Source organism: Pseudomonas sp. LJDD11, from assembly GCF_024584215.1.
In the GTDB taxonomy this organism is placed as follows: domain Bacteria; phylum Pseudomonadota; class Gammaproteobacteria; order Pseudomonadales; family Pseudomonadaceae; genus Aquipseudomonas.
Genome location: NZ_JANJFL010000008.1, coordinates 129,499 through 143,928 on the forward strand (window position 1 = coordinate 129,499; position 14,430 = coordinate 143,928).

The following is a 14,430-nucleotide window of genomic DNA, read 5'->3' on the forward strand; positions in this document are numbered from 1 at the left end:
GCTCACCGGCCTTTCAGTTCATCCAGCACGGCTTGATGAAGCGCCTCACCGCTGTTTGCCGCGCGCAGGCGCTCACGCACTTCGGCGCGGTCGAGCATGCTGGCGATCTGGCGTAACAGCTCCAGATGTTCATCGGTGGCAGCTTCGGGAACCAGCAACACGAACAGCAGATCGACCGGTGCGCCATCGATGGCGTCAAAATCAACCGGTGCTTCCAGGTGCAGGACAGCGCTCACCGGCGCGCTGCAGGCGGCGAGGCGGCAGTGAGGAATGGCAATGCCGTTGCCAAAGCCGGTCGATCCGAGCTTTTCGCGGGCGACCAGACTCTCGAATACGGTTTGAGTATCCAGCGTAGGTACTTCGCGGCCAATCAGGTTGGCAATCTGTTCGAGTACGCGTTTTTTACTGCCCCCCGGCACGTTAACCTGGGAACGGCCGGGGGTCAGGATGTCTTCAAGTCGGATCATGGATTGGGTGTGTTAGCGAGCGGTCGCACCTTTGAGGATGCTTTGCTGCTTTTCCTTATGCTTGAGCAATTGTCTGTCGAGCTTGTCGGTGAGCAGGTCGATGGCGGCATACATGTCGTCATGCTCGGCGTTGGCCACGACCTCACCGCCATGGATGTGCATGGTGGCTTCGATTTTCTGTTTCAGTTTCTCGACGGTCATGGTGACCTGGACATTGGTGATCTTGTCGAAATGTCCTTCGAGTTTTTTGAGTTTGAGCTCCACATATTCGCGCAGGGGCTTGGTCACTTCCAGTTGATGTCCACTGATATTGACTTGCATACAGCTTTCTCCTTTGCCTGTGCATAAAGGGGCAGGTCGACTACCTGCCTCTGGAACGCTGTGGCGCTCACCCGGCATCGACCCCAAACGAGGTCGTGCCCGGTAGCCGGTCAGTCACATCAGCCGCTTGCGTTCGCTCGATGGCGCAATGCCCAGCGATTCGCGGTACTTGGCGACGGTGCGACGGGCGACCTGAATGCCTTGTGCTTCCAGTAAACCAGCGATCTTGCTATCACTCAATGGCTTTTTCTGATTTTCCGCAGCAACCAGTTTCTTGATGATTGCGCGGATGGCTGTGGAGGAGCATTCACCGCCTTCGGAAGTGCTGACATGGCTGGAGAAGAAGTACTTCAACTCGTAGATGCCACGCGGGGTATGCATGAATTTCTGGGTGGTGACCCGGGAAATGGTCGACTCGTGCATGCCAACCGCTTCGGCAATATCGTGCAGCACCAACGGCTTCATGGCCTCATCGCCGTATTCGAGAAAGCCGCGCTGGTGCTCGACGATCTGGGTGGCCACCTTCATCAGGGTCTCGTTGCGGCTTTGCAGGCTCTTGATGAACCAGCGTGCTTCCTGCAACTGGTTACGCATGAAGGTGTTGTCGGCGCTGGTATCGGCACGGCGCACGAAACCGGCATATTGCGGGTTGACGCGCAGGCGCGGCACCGCTTCCTGGTTCAGCTCCACCAGCCAGCGGTCGGTGTCCTTGCGCACGATGACGTCCGGCACCACATATTCCGGCTCGCTGGATTCGATTTGCGAACCCGGGCGCGGATTGAGGCTTTGCACCAGCTCGATGACCTGGCGCAGCTCATCTTCCTTGAGTTTCATGCGCCGCATCAGTTGCGAGTAGTCGCGGCTGCCCAACAAGTCGATGTAGTCGCTGACCAAGCGCTGCGCTTCAGCCAGCCAAGGGCTTTTGGCCGGGAGCTGGCGCAATTGCAGGAGCAGGCATTCGCTGAGGGTGCGCGCACCGACACCGGCCGGTTCGAACTGCTGGATACGGTGCAGGACGGCTTCGATCTCGTCGAGTTCGATGTCCAGTTCAGGATCGAAGGCTTCCAGAAGTTCTTCCAGAGGCTCTTCCAGGTAACCCTGGCCATTGATGCAGTCGATCAGGGTGACGGCGATCAGGCGATCGGTATCGGACATCGGCGCGACATTGAGCTGCCATAGCAAGTGGCTCTGCAGGCTTTCACCGGCCGATGTGCGGGTTGTGAAGTCCCACTCGTCATCATCACTGCCGGGCAGGCTGCTGGCGCTGGTCTGGTAGATGTCTTCCCACGCCGTGTCGACCGGCAGCTCGTTGGGAATACGCTCGTTCCAGTCGCCTTCTTCAAGGTTGTCCACGGTCGTGGCGGTTTCCTGGAAGCTTGGCTCCGGCTGTTCGCTGGCCGGCTTGTTTTCGATATTGTCCGCCATCGGGTCGGAATTATCGAAGTCGTCGCCTTCTTCCTGGCGCTCCAGCATGGGGTTGGATTCCAGCGCTTCCTGGATTTCCTGCTGCAGGTCCAGAGTCGATAGCTGAAGCAAGCGGATAGCCTGTTGCAGCTGCGGTGTCATCGTCAGCTGCTGGCCCATTCTCAAGACTAGCGATGGTTTCATGGCAGTTGCTCAACACCTTCATTCGCCGGCGCGGGGAGCGCCATCCACTACAGGGCATCGGTAGCTGTCGTGGGAAAGTGTCGGCAGGTTGCTAGCCTCGGATGCAGTCATCGGACCTGGAGAGCGGGCTCGAAAACACGCATTTACCCGTAGCTGATTGGCTTGGGAAAAACCGTGACTTTCGAGTGCTTTCGTCTTGCCTTGGCTGCGCTCGCTACGCTTTCTCACGGCCTCTGATCGATGCCGCCTTTATTAAGCAAGTTATATGCCTGAATTCTAAAGACTTGCCTAGAGCATCAGGACAAATAATCTGTTGTCAACAGCCAGTGTGTAACCAAGGGAGGTCTACAAACGGAACTCGTGGCCCAAGTACACCTCTTTCACCAGCTGGTTGGCCAGGATGGTTTCTGCATCGCCTTCGGCAATCAACTGGCCGTCGTTGACGATGTAGGCGGTCTCGCAGATGTCCAGGGTCTCGCGCACGTTGTGATCGGTGATCAGTACGCCGATGCCCTTGGCCTTGAGGTGGTGAATGATCTGCTTGATATCACCCACGGAAATCGGGTCTACCCCGGCGAAAGGCTCGTCGAGCAGGATGAACTTGGGGGCCGTGGCCAGCGCGCGGGCGATCTCTACGCGGCGACGCTCGCCGCCGGAGAGGCTCATGCCGAGGCTATCGCGGATATGGGTGATATGGAATTCCTGCAGCAGGCTTTCCAGTTCGGCGCGGCGTGCGGCGGCGTCCAGTTCCTTGCGGGTTTCCAGGATCGCCATGATGTTGTCGGCCACGGTCAGCTTGCGGAAGATCGAGGCTTCCTGTGGCAGATAACCGATGCCGGCGCGTGCGCGACCATGCATGGGTTGGTGGCTGACATCGAGGTCATCGATCAGCACTCGCCCCTGATCGGCCTGGACCAGGCCGACGATCATGTAGAAGCAGGTGGTCTTGCCGGCGCCGTTAGGGCCCAGCAGGCCGACGATCTGTCCGCTGTCAATGGACAGGCTGACATCGCGTACGACCTGGCGGCTCTTGTAGCTCTTGGCCAGATGCTGGGCTTTAAGCGTCGCCATTTACTGGGCCTTCTGCTGCTGTTCGGGTTTCTTTTTCGGCTGGATGACCATGTCGATGCGCGGACGTGGCGCAGTGACCTGGCTGCCGGTAGCGCGGCCGGCACTGACCACCTGGCGCACGGTGTCATAGACGATCTTCTCGCCTTCTGACGTGTTGCCGTCGTTGATGACCTTGGCCTTGTCGATCAGCACGATGCGATCCTGTGCTGCGTAGTACTGGATGGTCACTGCATAGGCCTGGACGATGGGTTTGTCCACCGAAGGCTTCTGCTCGTAGTAGGCCAGGTTGCCGACCGAGGTGAACACGTCGACTTCACCCTGGGCGTTACGGGTGATGGTCACGGTGTTGCCGGTGATCTTCATCGAGCCCTGGGTGATGATGACATTGCCCTTGTAGGTGGCGATGCCTTTTTTGTCGTCCAGCTGCGCGTCATCGGACTGAATGTGGATCGGCTGATCACGGTCAGTTGGCAGGGACCAGGCGCTCGCGCTTCCCAGTGCTGCGCTCAGGCCGAGCAAGAAAGGAAGGGTTTTAACGAGCCTCATACTGTCCTCTTACTTTGGACAGCAGGTCCATCCTGCCGTCTTTCAAATATGCTTTCATCCCTACAGCCGTGCTGACACCGCCGCCGGCGTCGATTCTAACGGCTTGCTCGGTCTGCGCATATTGCTTCTGTGGGAATACAGTCATTCGACTGCTGGTAATGATGGTCGCGCGCTGCTTTTCATCGGTGCGTGCAACGCGAACGTTGTCGATCAGTTCGACCTGCTCGCCACCGGGCGATACTTCGCCGCGGGCGCTCTGCACGTGCCATGGAAAGGCCGTGCCACGGTACATGTTCAGGTCCGGGCGGGTCAGCAGGGTGACATCGCTGGCCTTGACGTGCTCGACCTTGTCGGCGGTCATCTCGTACTGCACCTTGCCGTCGGGCAGGTACTGTACGCTGCGCGCATTGATCGCGTAGTAGTCGATGGCAGTCTCGTCGGCCTTCACGGCCGGCTGGTCCATGAAGCTTTCCGGACTGACGTTCCAGTAGCCGACGGCGGCCAGCAGCAACGCCAGCACGCCAAGGATCAGGAAAGTACGAATCTTCTTGCTGAGCATAAGTGGTGTCTACAGATAGGCGGCATGGGCCGCTTCAAGGTTGTTCTGCGCTTCAAGAATAAGCTCGCAGAACTCGCGGGCTGCGCCTTCGCCACCGCGTGCTCGGGTCACGCCATGGGCGTGCTGACGCACGAAAGTGGCGGCATTGGCCACAGCCATACCCAGCCCTACGCGGCGAATCACCGGCAAGTCTGGAAGATCATCACCCAGATAGGCGACCTGTTCGTAACTCAGGTTCAGTTCAGCGAGCAGTTGATCAAGCACCACCAGTTTGTCTTCGCGGCCCTGATACAGGTGGGCAATGCCCAGACTCTTTGCCCTGCGCTCGACCACCGGGGTCTTGCGCCCGCTAATGATAGCCGTTGTAACGCCTGAGGCGATGAGCATCTTGATGCCCTGGCCGTCGAGGGTGTTGAAGGTCTTGAATTCGCTGCCGTCTTCCAGGAAGTAGAGGCGCCCGTCAGTGAGGACACCGTCCACATCGAAAATGGCTAACTTGATGCCTTTGCCACGCTGCAGCAGTTGCTCGGTCATTGCGTTGTTCTCCATTACATCACCCCCGCACGGACCAGGTCCTGCAGGTTGAAGGCACCCACCGGGTGGTCTTGCCCATCGACCACGATCAGTGCGTTGATCTTGTGGTCTTCCATGATCTTCAGCGCTTCTGCGGCGAGCATTTCGCCGCGTACGGTCTTGCCGTGTACGGTCATGACCTCGTCGATGATCGCCTCGCGAATGTCGGTGGCACGATCCAGGGTGCGGCGCAGGTCACCGTCGGTGAAAATCCCGGCCAGTTTGCCATCGGCTTCGACGATCGCGGTCATGCCCAGGCCTTTGCGGGTCATCTCCAGCAGGGCATCGCGCAACGAGGTGCCGCGCGCCACTTTGGGCAGGGTGTCGCCGCTGTGCATCACGTGTTCGACCTTGAGCAGCAGGCGCCGCCCCAGCGCACCGCCCGGATGCGAAAAGGCGAAGTCTTCGGCGGTAAAGCCACGGGCCTCCAGCAGTGCAACGGCCAGCGCATCGCCCATCACCAGTGCCGCCGTGGTCGAGGAGGTCGGCGCCAGGTTGAGCGGGCAGGCCTCTTGGGCGACATGCGCATTGAGATTGACGTCGGCGGTCTTCGCCAGCGTCGACTCAGGGTTGCCAGTCAGGCTGATCATAGTGATGCCCAGGCGCTTGATCAGCGGCAGCAGGGTCACGATCTCGTGAGTCGTTCCAGAGTTGGACAGGGCGAGAATGATATCGTCACGAGTGATCATGCCCATGTCGCCGTGGCTGGCTTCGGCCGGGTGGACGAAAAACGCCGGGGTGCCGGTGCTGGCCAGGGTCGCCGCGATCTTGTTGCCAATGTGTCCGGACTTGCCCATGCCGACCACCACAACCCGGCCCTTGCTGGCCAGAATCAGCTCGCAGGCGCGCACGAAATCGGCGTCGATGTGTCCCAGGAGACTGTCGATCGCGTCTATTTCGAGACGGATGGTGCGCTGTGCGGATTGGATAAGGTCGCTGGATTGGCTCATGTCTGGATCGGTCAGCCTGGGAAAAGGCGGCGATTATAGCGGTATTGTCGATCCGGCTCACGCTCTGATCGTCGCAGTCATTCTTTAACGATGAGTCGGCTCAAGCGACTCAGTGTCTTAAGTGTTGTAACGGCATGTGAGTACAGGCGGTGGACGTCGGTTCCGTACTTGGGTGGCACGCAGCAGCGGTGGTATAGTTCGCGGCTTGTCCGGCCCGCCAGTATCGACGCTCCCGGCGCGGAGCAGGCTCGGCAGGTGTGGCCGTATTGCAAGGAGTTCAGATGAGTGCCGATGACGCGTACGCGGTCGAATTGAAGGGTGTCACCTTCAAGCGCGGTGCCCGCAGCATTTTCAACAATGTTGATATTCGTATTCCCAAAGGCAAGGTCACCGGCATCATGGGGCCTTCCGGTTGTGGCAAAACCACCTTGCTGCGCCTGATGGGCGCGCAGTTGCGCCCTGACGCAGGCGAAGTGTGGGTCAACGGCCAGAACCTGCCGCAGCTGTCGCGCGGCGATCTGTTCGATGCGCGCAAGCGCATGGGGGTGCTGTTCCAGAGTGGCGCGCTGTTTACCGACCTTGATGTGTTCGAGAACGTCGCGTTTCCTCTGCGTGTCCACACCGAGCTGCCAGACGACATGATTCGCGACATCGTACTGCTCAAACTGCAGGCGGTGGGGCTGCGCGGCGCTGTCGAGCTGATGCCCGATGAGCTGTCCGGCGGCATGAAGCGTCGGGTCGCGCTGGCCCGGGCGATTGCCCTCGATCCGCAGATTCTCATGTATGACGAACCGTTCGTCGGTCAGGATCCCATCGCCATGGGGGTTCTGGTTCGCCTGATTCGCCTGCTCAACGATGCGTTGGGCATCACCAGTATCGTGGTTTCCCATGATCTGACCGAAACCGCCAGTATCGCCGACTACATCTATGTAGTGGGTGACGGCCAGGTGCTGGGGCAAGGTACGCCGCAGGAGCTGCTGGCGTCGGACAACCCGCGCATCCGTCAATTCATGACGGGCGAGCCGGACGGTCCTGTGCCTTTTCATTATCCGGCAGCGGATTTTCGCGACGATCTTTTGGGGACGCGCTGATGCGCAACAAATCAATCATCGAGCGTGTGCGCCTGCTTGGGCGCGCAGCCATCGACGTCATCACCGTGCTGGGGCGTTCCGGCATCTTTCTGTTCAATGCCTTGCTGGGGCGCGGCGGTATCGGCGGCGGTTTTCAATTGCTGGTCAAGCAACTGTACTCGGTCGGGGTGATGTCGCTGGTCATCATCGTCGTCTCGGGCGCGTTCATCGGTATGGTGCTGGCGCTGCAAGGCTTCAGCATCCTGACCAAGTACGGTTCCGAACAGGCGGTCGGGCAAATGGTTGCCCTTACCCTGTTGCGTGAGCTGGCGCCGGTCGTGGCGGCGCTGCTGTTTGCCGGTCGGGCCGGCTCGGCGCTGACTGCCGAGATCGGCAATATGAAATCCACCGAGCAACTGTCGAGCCTGGAAATGATCGGTGTCGACCCGCTCAAGTACATCGTTGCCCCGCGACTGTGGGCCGGCTTTATTTCATTGCCGGTGCTGACCATGATCTTCAGTGTGGTGGGTATCTGGGGCGGCTCCTGGGTCGCCATCGACTGGCTGGGAGTCTATGAAGGTTCTTTCTGGTCCAATATGCAGAACAGTGTTTCTTTCACTGACGATGTGCTCAATGGCCTGATCAAAAGCGTCGTATTTGCCTTGGTAGTGACATGGATCGCGGTTTTTCAGGGTTACGATTGCGATCCTACTTCCGAAGGGATCAGTCGTGCCACGACCCGTACCGTGGTCTACGCCTCACTGGCGGTGCTGGGCCTGGACTTTATTCTGACCGCCTTGATGTTTGGAGATTTCTGATGCAAAACCGCGCCATCGAAACCGGTGTCGGACTGTTCCTCCTGGCCGGCATCCTGGCCTTGCTCCTGCTGGCCCTGCGGGTCAGTGGTCTGAGCGCCAGTGCGACCAGCGACACCTATAAACTTTACGCTTACTTCGACAATATTGCCGGTTTGACTGTCAGAGCCAAGGTAAGCATGGCCGGTGTCACGGTGGGCCGGGTGACGGCGATCGATCTGGATCGCGATACCTTCACCGGGCGCGTGACGCTGGAAATCCAGAAGTCGGTGGATAACCTGCCGACCGATTCCACGGCATCGATTCTGACTGCGGGCCTGTTGGGTGAGAAATACATCGGTCTGAGTGTGGGAGGGGACGAGGCCCTGCTCAAGGATGGCGGTACGATCCACGACACCCAGTCGTCGTTGGTGCTCGAAGACCTGATCGGTAAATTTCTGCTCAACACCGTGAGTAAAGAAGCCAAATGAGGAGCTTTTCCATGATCTCTATTTTGCGTCGCGGTCTGCTGGTCCTGTTGGCAGCATTGCCGATGCTGGCCAATGCAGCGGCTGCGCCCTCTGCCCACGACCTGATCAAAGGCACTACGGATCAGTTGCTGGGCGACCTGTCGGCCAACAAGGAGCAGTACAAGGCCAACCCCAGTGCTTTCTATGATGCGCTCAACCGCATTGTCGGGCCGGTGGTGGATGCCGATGGCATTTCACGCAGCATCATGACCGTCAAGTATTCGCGCCAGGCCACGCCTGCGCAGATGCAACGCTTCCAGGAGAACTTCAAGCGCAGCCTGATGCAGTTCTATGGCAACGCATTGCTGGAGTACAACAACCAGGGCATCACCGTAGCGCCGGCCAAGGATGAGAGTGGCGAGCGCACCAGCGTCGATATGCAGGTCAAGGGCAACAACGGCGCGGTCTATCCGGTTTCCTACACCCTTGAGAAGATCAATGGTGAATGGAAAGTGCGCAACGTGATCATCAACGGCATCAACATCGGCAAGCTGTTCCGTGACCAGTTCGCCGATGCCATGCAGCGCAATGGCAATAATCTGGACAAGACTATCGATGGCTGGGCCGGTGAAGTGGCCAAGGCCAAGGAAGTCACCGACGAAGCTTCGCAGAAGGCGGCGCAATGACCGAGTCGGCGGTGCGTCTTGTCGGCGCCGGCGAGCTGCGTCTGGTCGGTGTGCTCGACTACAGCACCGGTCCGCAGTTGCGCAAGCAGGGCGCGGCGCTAATTCGTTCCAGCAGCCTGCCGACACTGGTCATTGATTGTTCAGGTGTCAGCCACTCCAGCAGCGTCGGCCTGGCGCTGCTGTTGGGTTTCATGCGTGATGCGCAAAGTGCAGGCAAATCGGTCAGCGTTCACTCCATGCCGGCGGACATGCGCAAGATCGCCGAGGTATCGGGCGCCAGTGCGCTGTTTGACAATCATTCTCCCGCATGACCTTTACAGCCCCCTGTCTGCGTAAACCCCGGGCGGGGTTCGCATAGCAGGGGCTTTTTTGTATCATGGCCGACCCGCGCGCACAGAGCGCCGATCGAGGTTAAGCATGCAGGCTGTCGAAGTAAAAAGCTTCCTTGAAGCAAAATTGCCCGGAATCAAAGTGGAAGTCGAAGGCGAAGGCTGCAACTTCCAGCTCAATGTCATCAGTGATGAGTTGGCTGCCCTGAGTCCTGTCAAGCGTCAGCAACAGATCTACTCCCATCTCAATCCCTGGATCGCTGATGGCAGCATCCATGCGGTTACGATGAAATTTTTCAGCAGCGCGGCCTGGGCCGAGCGCGCCTGACCCTACCGGTGTCGAGATTGCAATGGATAAATTGATTATTACCGGCGGCGTCCGTCTGGACGGCGAAATTCGTATTTCCGGGGCCAAGAACTCGGCGTTGCCGATTCTTTCTGCAACCCTGCTCGCCGATGGGCCTGTTACGGTCCAGAACCTGCCGCATCTGCACGACATCACCACCATGATCGAGCTGTTCGGTCGCATGGGTATTGAGCCGGTGATCGACGAGAAGCTCAGCGTCGAGATCGACCCGCGCACCATCAAGACCCTGGTCGCGCCGTATGAGCTGGTCAAGACCATGCGCGCCTCGATTCTGGTGCTCGGCCCGATGGTCGCCCGCTTCGGTGAAGCTGAAGTGGCCTTGCCGGGCGGCTGCGCCATTGGTTCGCGTCCGGTTGACCTGCATATCCGCGGCCTGGAAGCCATGGGCGCGATCATTGACGTCGAAGGCGGTTACATCAAGGCTCGCGCCCCGGAAGGCGGCCTGCGTGGCGCACATTTCTTCTTCGATACCGTCAGTGTGACCGGTACCGAGAACATCATGATGGCCGCCAGTCTGGCCAAGGGCCGCACAGTGCTGCAGAACGCAGCCCGTGAACCTGAAGTCGTCGACCTGGCGAACTTCCTGATCGCCATGGGTGCCAACATTCAAGGTGCCGGTACCGACACCATCACCATTGACGGTGTCGAACGTCTGCATTCGGCCACCTACAAGGTGATGCCGGACCGTATCGAGACCGGTACGTACCTGGTGGCTGCGGCAATCACCGGTGGCCGGGTCAAGGTCAAGGACACTGATCCGACCATTCTCGAAGCGGTACTGCTCAAGCTGCAGGAAGCGGGCGCCGAAGTGACCACGGGTGACGACTGGATCGAGCTGAACATGCATGGTCGCCGTCCTAAAGCGGTCAATGTACGTACCGCGCCGTATCCGGCGTTTCCGACCGACATGCAGGCCCAGTTCATCTCCCTCAATGCCGTTGCCGAAGGCACTGGCGCAGTGATCGAGACGATCTTCGAAAACCGCTTCATGCACGTTTACGAAATGCACCGCATGGGCGCGCAGATCCAGGTCGAAGGCAACACCGCGATCGTCACCGGCACCGAAGTGCTCAAGGGCGCTCCGGTCATGGCCACCGACCTGCGTGCTTCGGCCAGCCTGGTGATCTCGGCGCTGGTTGCCGAAGGTGACACGCTGATCGACCGTATCTACCACATCGACCGTGGTTACGAGTGCATCGAAGAGAAGCTGCAGTTGCTGGGCGCGAAAATTCGTCGCGTACCGGGCTGACCTGCACGGCCCCGATGTCTCAACCATCGGGGCCGTGGTTTGACGACTGCGAGATTTCCATTACCCGGTTGCGCACTGACGGCGTGTATCGGGTAAGCTCTGGGGCTTGCCGCCAGGGCATGAGCTTCCTGATAAGGACCCGAGTTTTCCCATGCTGACCATCGCACTGTCCAAGGGCCGTATCCTTGACGACACCCTGCCGCTTCTCGCTGAGGCGGGCATTGTGCCGACCGAGAATCCGGACAAGAGCCGCAAGCTCATCATTCCCACGACCCAGGACGATGTTCGTCTGCTGATCGTGCGTGCCACCGATGTGCCGACCTATGTCGAGCATGGCGCGGCAGACCTGGGCGTCGCCGGCAAGGATGTGTTGATGGAATACGGCGGCCAGGGTCTGTACGAGCCCCTGGACCTGAACATTGCCCGTTGCAAGCTGATGACCGCTGGCGCGGTAGGTGCTCCAGAGCCCAAGGGGCGGCTGCGGGTGGCGACCAAGTTCGTCAACGTCGCCAAGCGCTACTACGCCGAACAGGGGCGTCAGGTCGACATCATCAAGCTGTATGGCTCCATGGAGCTGGCTCCGCTGATCGGCCTGGCCGACAAGATCATCGACGTTGTCGACACGGGCAACACCCTGCGTGCCAACGGTCTTGAGCCTCAGGAAATGATCGCGACCATCAGCTCGCGTCTGGTAGTCAACAAAGCGTCGATGAAGATGCAACACGCCCGCATCCAGTCGTTGATCGACACCCTGCGCAAGGCTGTCGAGTCGCGACACCACGGCTGACCTGATCACGCGATATTGCATCGCGTCCAGCTATCCGTGTCATAGCCAGATTTCTCAGGTGCCAGCGCGGATAGCTTGGTAGCTTATGGCTCCTGAGCATCCGCCAATAACAGAGACCCTCGCTATGACCACGTCCACTGCAATACGCCGACTCGATGCTGCCGATGCGGATTTCGCCCGACATCTGGATCATCTGCTGAGCTGGGAAAGCGTGTCTGACGAATCGGTCAATCAGCGCGTGCTGGATATCATCAAGGCCGTGCGTGAGCGTGGTGACGCCGCGCTGGTCGAGTTCACGCAGCGCTTCGATGCCCTGCAAGCCGGCTCAATGGCCGACCTGATTCTGCCCCGCGAGCGTCTGGAACTGGCCCTGACCCGTATCACGCCTGCTCAGCGCCAGGCGCTGGAAGTGGCTGCCGAGCGGGTGCGTAGCTATCACGAAAAGCAGAAGCAGGACTCCTGGAGCTACACCGAAGCCGACGGCACGGTGCTGGGCCAGAAGGTCACGCCGCTGGATCGTGCCGGTTTGTATGTGCCAGGCGGCAAGGCGTCCTACCCCTCATCGGTCCTGATGAACGCGATCCCGGCCAAAGTGGCCGGAGTGGCTGAGGTGGTCATGGTCGTGCCGACCCCGCGTGGCGAGATCAACGAGCTGGTGCTGGCGGCTGCCTGTATCGCCGGTGTGGATCGGGTGTTCACCATCGGCGGCGCCCAGGCTGTGGCGGCGCTGGCCTATGGCACTGAAAGTGTACCGCCAGTCGACAAGATCGTCGGCCCCGGCAATATTTATGTGGCCACTGCCAAGCGCCATGTATTTGGTCAGGTCGGCATCGACATGATTGCCGGCCCCTCCGAGATTCTGGTGGTCTGCGACGGTCAGACCGATCCGGACTGGATCGCCATGGACCTGTTCTCGCAAGCTGAGCACGACGAAGACGCCCAGGCCATCCTGGTCAGCCCGGACGCTGAATTCCTCGACAAAGTGGCGGCCAGTATCGAGAAGCTGCTGCCGACCATGGATCGTGCCACCATTATCGAAACCTCGATCAATGGCCGTGGTGCGCTGATCAAGGTTGCCGATATGCAACAAGCCATCGACGTGGCCAACCGCATCGCCCCGGAGCACCTTGAGTTGTCGGTTGAAGACCCGCAGGCCTGGTTGCCGCAGATCCGCCACGCCGGTGCGATCTTCATGGGTCGTCACACCAGCGAAGCACTGGGTGACTACTGTGCCGGCCCTAACCATGTGTTGCCGACTTCCGGCACCGCCCGTTTCTCGTCGCCGCTGGGGGTTTATGACTTCCAGAAGCGTTCGTCGATCATCTTCTGTTCGCCGCAGGGCGCCTCGGAGCTGGGCAAGACCGCTTCGGTGCTGGCCCGTGGCGAATCGCTCAGTGGTCATGCGCGCAGCGCCGAATACCGTATTACCGATACCGGCTTCAAGCCCGGGCTTAGCGAGCAAGGCGAGTAAACATGAGCAAATTCTGGAGTCCTTTCGTCAAGAGCCTGGTGCCTTATGTGCCGGGCGAGCAGCCCAAGCTGAGCAAGCTGGTCAAGCTCAACACCAACGAAAACCCTTACGGCCCGTCGCCAAAGGCGCTCGAAGCCATGCGCGCCGAACTCGGCGATGGCCTGCGTCTGTATCCGGACCCTAACAGCGACCTGCTCAAGCAAGCAGTGGCGGCTTACTACAAGGTGCAGCCCAATCAGGTGTTCCTGGGTAACGGCTCCGACGAAGTGCTGGCGCATATTTTCTATGGCCTGTTTCAGCACGACCAACCGCTGCTGTTCCCGGACATCAGCTACAGCTTCTATCCGGTTTACTGCGGCCTGTATGGGATTGCCCATGAAACCGTAGCGCTGGACGAGCAGTTCCAGATTCGTGTGCACGATTATGCGCGGCCCAACGGCGGGATCATCTTCCCCAACCCGAATGCGCCTACCGGCTGCCTGCTGGCCCTGGAAGCCATTGAGCAAATCCTCAAGGCCAGCCCGGATTCAGTTGTGGTCGTGGACGAAGCCTACATCGACTTTGGTGGCGAGACCGCCATCAGCCTGGTGGACCGCTACCCGAACCTGCTGGTGACCCAGACCCTGTCCAAGTCACGTTCGCTTGCCGGACTGCGGGTCGGCCTGGCGGTCGGCCATCCTGATCTGATCGAAGCATTGGAGCGGGTCAAGAACAGCTTCAACTCCTACCCGCTGGATCGTCTGGCGATCGTGGGCGCCACTGCGGCGTTCGAAGATCAGGCGCATTTCAATACCACCCGCAACGCGGTGATTGCCAGTCGCGAAGCCTTGGTCGAGCAGTTGCAGGGCAAGGGCTTTGAAGTTCTGCCTTCGGCAGCCAACTTCATCTTCGCCCGTCACCCGCAGCATGATGCCGCAGGCCTGGCGGCGAAAGTGCGTGAGCAAGGGGTTATCGTGCGGCACTTCAAGCAGGAGCGGATTGCCCAGTTCCTGCGCATTACCATTGGCACGCCAGAGCAGAACCAGGCGTTGCTGGATGCGCTGAGCGATATCTGAGTGTCATCGGGCTATGGGCGGGGGGAACAAGGTGCGGGGCAAGGGCGAGCACGGGTG

At 59.7% G+C, this 14,430-nt stretch carries 18 protein-coding genes; 10 read left to right on the plus strand and 8 right to left on the minus strand.

Annotated elements, in window-relative coordinates:
* Window positions 1-2: 2 nt before the first annotated feature.
* The 8 genes from ptsN to NRB16_RS12165 all read right to left on the minus strand — a co-directional run bounded on the left by ptsN (window position 3) and on the right by NRB16_RS12165 (window position 6,095).
* Window positions 3-467 carry a PTS IIA-like nitrogen regulatory protein PtsN gene (gene ptsN / locus NRB16_RS12130; protein WP_253139322.1) on the minus strand — a complete coding sequence of 155 codons (465 nt, stop codon included), beginning with the start codon at window positions 465-467 and terminating at the stop codon, window positions 3-5.
* 12 nt (window positions 468-479) lie between these two features.
* Entirely contained in the window at window positions 480-788 is a 309-nt protein-coding gene (gene hpf, locus NRB16_RS12135; protein ID WP_045487891.1) for a ribosome hibernation-promoting factor, HPF/YfiA family, read from the minus strand.
* Between the two features lie 114 nt (window positions 789-902).
* Entirely contained in the window at window positions 903-2,396 is a 1,494-nt protein-coding gene (locus NRB16_RS12140) for an RNA polymerase factor sigma-54 (protein ID WP_253116316.1), read from the minus strand.
* A gap of 345 nt (window positions 2,397-2,741) precedes the next feature.
* Window positions 2,742-3,467, minus strand: coding sequence for an LPS export ABC transporter ATP-binding protein (lptB, locus tag NRB16_RS12145; protein ID WP_045487896.1), 726 nt, complete (start codon window positions 3,465-3,467; stop codon window positions 2,742-2,744).
* Window positions 3,468-4,013, minus strand: coding sequence for a lipopolysaccharide transport periplasmic protein LptA (lptA, locus tag NRB16_RS12150; RefSeq protein WP_045487898.1), 546 nt, complete (start codon window positions 4,011-4,013; stop codon window positions 3,468-3,470).
* A complete protein-coding gene (lptC, locus tag NRB16_RS12155) occupies window positions 4,000-4,572 on the minus strand; it encodes an LPS export ABC transporter periplasmic protein LptC (RefSeq protein ID WP_045487900.1) in 573 nt (190 codons plus the stop codon). The genes lptA and lptC overlap by 14 nt, the downstream gene beginning before the upstream one ends.
* Window positions 4,573-4,581: 9 nt before the next feature.
* Window positions 4,582-5,106 (minus strand): HAD family hydrolase, encoded by a 525-nt coding sequence (locus tag NRB16_RS12160; RefSeq protein WP_257106228.1) that lies wholly within the window; start codon window positions 5,104-5,106, stop codon window positions 4,582-4,584.
* 14 nt (window positions 5,107-5,120) lie between these two features.
* Entirely contained in the window at window positions 5,121-6,095 is a 975-nt protein-coding gene (locus tag NRB16_RS12165; protein WP_045487904.1) for a KpsF/GutQ family sugar-phosphate isomerase, read from the minus strand.
* Between the two features lie 281 nt (window positions 6,096-6,376).
* Between NRB16_RS12165 and NRB16_RS12170 the strand changes: the two genes are divergently transcribed.
* The 10 genes from NRB16_RS12170 (at window position 6,377) to hisC (ending at window position 14,373) form a co-directional block, all read left to right on the plus strand.
* On the plus strand, window positions 6,377-7,186 hold the full coding sequence (locus NRB16_RS12170) for an ATP-binding cassette domain-containing protein (RefSeq protein WP_045487906.1): 810 nt from the start codon (window positions 6,377-6,379) through the stop codon (window positions 7,184-7,186).
* A complete protein-coding gene (gene mlaE / locus NRB16_RS12175; RefSeq protein WP_045487908.1) occupies window positions 7,186-7,983 on the plus strand; it encodes a lipid asymmetry maintenance ABC transporter permease subunit MlaE in 798 nt (265 codons plus the stop codon). Before NRB16_RS12170 ends, mlaE begins: the two co-directional genes overlap by 1 nt.
* Window positions 7,983-8,450: an outer membrane lipid asymmetry maintenance protein MlaD gene (gene mlaD, locus NRB16_RS12180; protein WP_045487911.1), complete on the plus strand. Its 468-nt coding sequence runs from the start codon at window positions 7,983-7,985 to the stop codon at window positions 8,448-8,450. Before mlaE ends, mlaD begins: the two co-directional genes overlap by 1 nt.
* An 11-nt stretch (window positions 8,451-8,461) precedes the next feature.
* Window positions 8,462-9,115 (plus strand): phospholipid-binding protein MlaC, encoded by a 654-nt coding sequence (locus tag NRB16_RS12185; RefSeq protein ID WP_253116312.1) that lies wholly within the window; start codon window positions 8,462-8,464, stop codon window positions 9,113-9,115.
* A complete protein-coding gene (locus NRB16_RS12190) occupies window positions 9,112-9,426 on the plus strand; it encodes a lipid asymmetry maintenance protein MlaB (protein ID WP_045487915.1) in 315 nt (104 codons plus the stop codon). Before NRB16_RS12185 ends, NRB16_RS12190 begins: the two co-directional genes overlap by 4 nt.
* Window positions 9,427-9,532: 106 nt before the next feature.
* A complete protein-coding gene (locus NRB16_RS12195; RefSeq protein ID WP_045487916.1) occupies window positions 9,533-9,772 on the plus strand; it encodes a BolA family protein in 240 nt (79 codons plus the stop codon).
* Window positions 9,773-9,794: 22 nt separating this feature from the next.
* A complete protein-coding gene (murA, locus tag NRB16_RS12200; RefSeq protein WP_045487918.1) occupies window positions 9,795-11,060 on the plus strand; it encodes a UDP-N-acetylglucosamine 1-carboxyvinyltransferase in 1,266 nt (421 codons plus the stop codon).
* Between the two features lie 151 nt (window positions 11,061-11,211).
* The gene (hisG, locus tag NRB16_RS12205; protein WP_045487919.1) at window positions 11,212-11,847 is read left to right on the plus strand and encodes an ATP phosphoribosyltransferase; all 636 of its coding nucleotides are present in this window, start codon (window positions 11,212-11,214) and stop codon (window positions 11,845-11,847) included.
* Between the two features lie 124 nt (window positions 11,848-11,971).
* Window positions 11,972-13,318, plus strand: coding sequence for a histidinol dehydrogenase (hisD, locus tag NRB16_RS12210; RefSeq protein ID WP_045487921.1), 1,347 nt, complete (start codon window positions 11,972-11,974; stop codon window positions 13,316-13,318).
* Window positions 13,319-13,320: 2 nt separating this feature from the next.
* Window positions 13,321-14,373, plus strand: coding sequence for a histidinol-phosphate transaminase (hisC, locus tag NRB16_RS12215; RefSeq protein ID WP_045487924.1), 1,053 nt, complete (start codon window positions 13,321-13,323; stop codon window positions 14,371-14,373).
* Window positions 14,374-14,430 lie beyond the last annotated feature (57 nt).

What these genes read in the sequence shown, in the direction of transcription:
- ptsN (WP_253139322.1), bottom strand. Translation starts at nt 467, where the DNA reads ATGATCCGACTTGAAGACATCCTGACCCCCGGCCGTTCCCAGGTTAAC.
- hpf (WP_045487891.1), bottom strand. Translation starts at nt 788, where the DNA reads ATGCAAGTCAATATCAGTGGACATCAACTGGAAGTGACCAAGCCCCTG.
- NRB16_RS12140 (WP_253116316.1), bottom strand. Translation starts at nt 2,396, where the DNA reads ATGAAACCATCGCTAGTCTTGAGAATGGGCCAGCAGCTGACGATGACA.
- lptB (WP_045487896.1), bottom strand. Translation starts at nt 3,467, where the DNA reads ATGGCGACGCTTAAAGCCCAGCATCTGGCCAAGAGCTACAAGAGCCGC.
- lptA (WP_045487898.1), bottom strand. Translation starts at nt 4,013, where the DNA reads ATGAGGCTCGTTAAAACCCTTCCTTTCTTGCTCGGCCTGAGCGCAGCA.
- lptC (WP_045487900.1), bottom strand. Translation starts at nt 4,572, where the DNA reads ATGCTCAGCAAGAAGATTCGTACTTTCCTGATCCTTGGCGTGCTGGCG.
- NRB16_RS12160 (WP_257106228.1), bottom strand. Translation starts at nt 5,106, where the DNA reads ATGACCGAGCAACTGCTGCAGCGTGGCAAAGGCATCAAGTTAGCCATT.
- NRB16_RS12165 (WP_045487904.1), bottom strand. Translation starts at nt 6,095, where the DNA reads ATGAGCCAATCCAGCGACCTTATCCAATCCGCACAGCGCACCATCCGT.
- NRB16_RS12170 (WP_045487906.1), top strand. Translation starts at nt 6,377, where the DNA reads ATGAGTGCCGATGACGCGTACGCGGTCGAATTGAAGGGTGTCACCTTC.
- mlaE (WP_045487908.1), top strand. Translation starts at nt 7,186, where the DNA reads ATGCGCAACAAATCAATCATCGAGCGTGTGCGCCTGCTTGGGCGCGCA.
- mlaD (WP_045487911.1), top strand. Translation starts at nt 7,983, where the DNA reads ATGCAAAACCGCGCCATCGAAACCGGTGTCGGACTGTTCCTCCTGGCC.
- NRB16_RS12185 (WP_253116312.1), top strand. Translation starts at nt 8,462, where the DNA reads ATGATCTCTATTTTGCGTCGCGGTCTGCTGGTCCTGTTGGCAGCATTG.
- NRB16_RS12190 (WP_045487915.1), top strand. Translation starts at nt 9,112, where the DNA reads ATGACCGAGTCGGCGGTGCGTCTTGTCGGCGCCGGCGAGCTGCGTCTG.
- NRB16_RS12195 (WP_045487916.1), top strand. Translation starts at nt 9,533, where the DNA reads ATGCAGGCTGTCGAAGTAAAAAGCTTCCTTGAAGCAAAATTGCCCGGA.
- murA (WP_045487918.1), top strand. Translation starts at nt 9,795, where the DNA reads ATGGATAAATTGATTATTACCGGCGGCGTCCGTCTGGACGGCGAAATT.
- hisG (WP_045487919.1), top strand. Translation starts at nt 11,212, where the DNA reads ATGCTGACCATCGCACTGTCCAAGGGCCGTATCCTTGACGACACCCTG.
- hisD (WP_045487921.1), top strand. Translation starts at nt 11,972, where the DNA reads ATGACCACGTCCACTGCAATACGCCGACTCGATGCTGCCGATGCGGAT.
- hisC (WP_045487924.1), top strand. Translation starts at nt 13,321, where the DNA reads ATGAGCAAATTCTGGAGTCCTTTCGTCAAGAGCCTGGTGCCTTATGTG.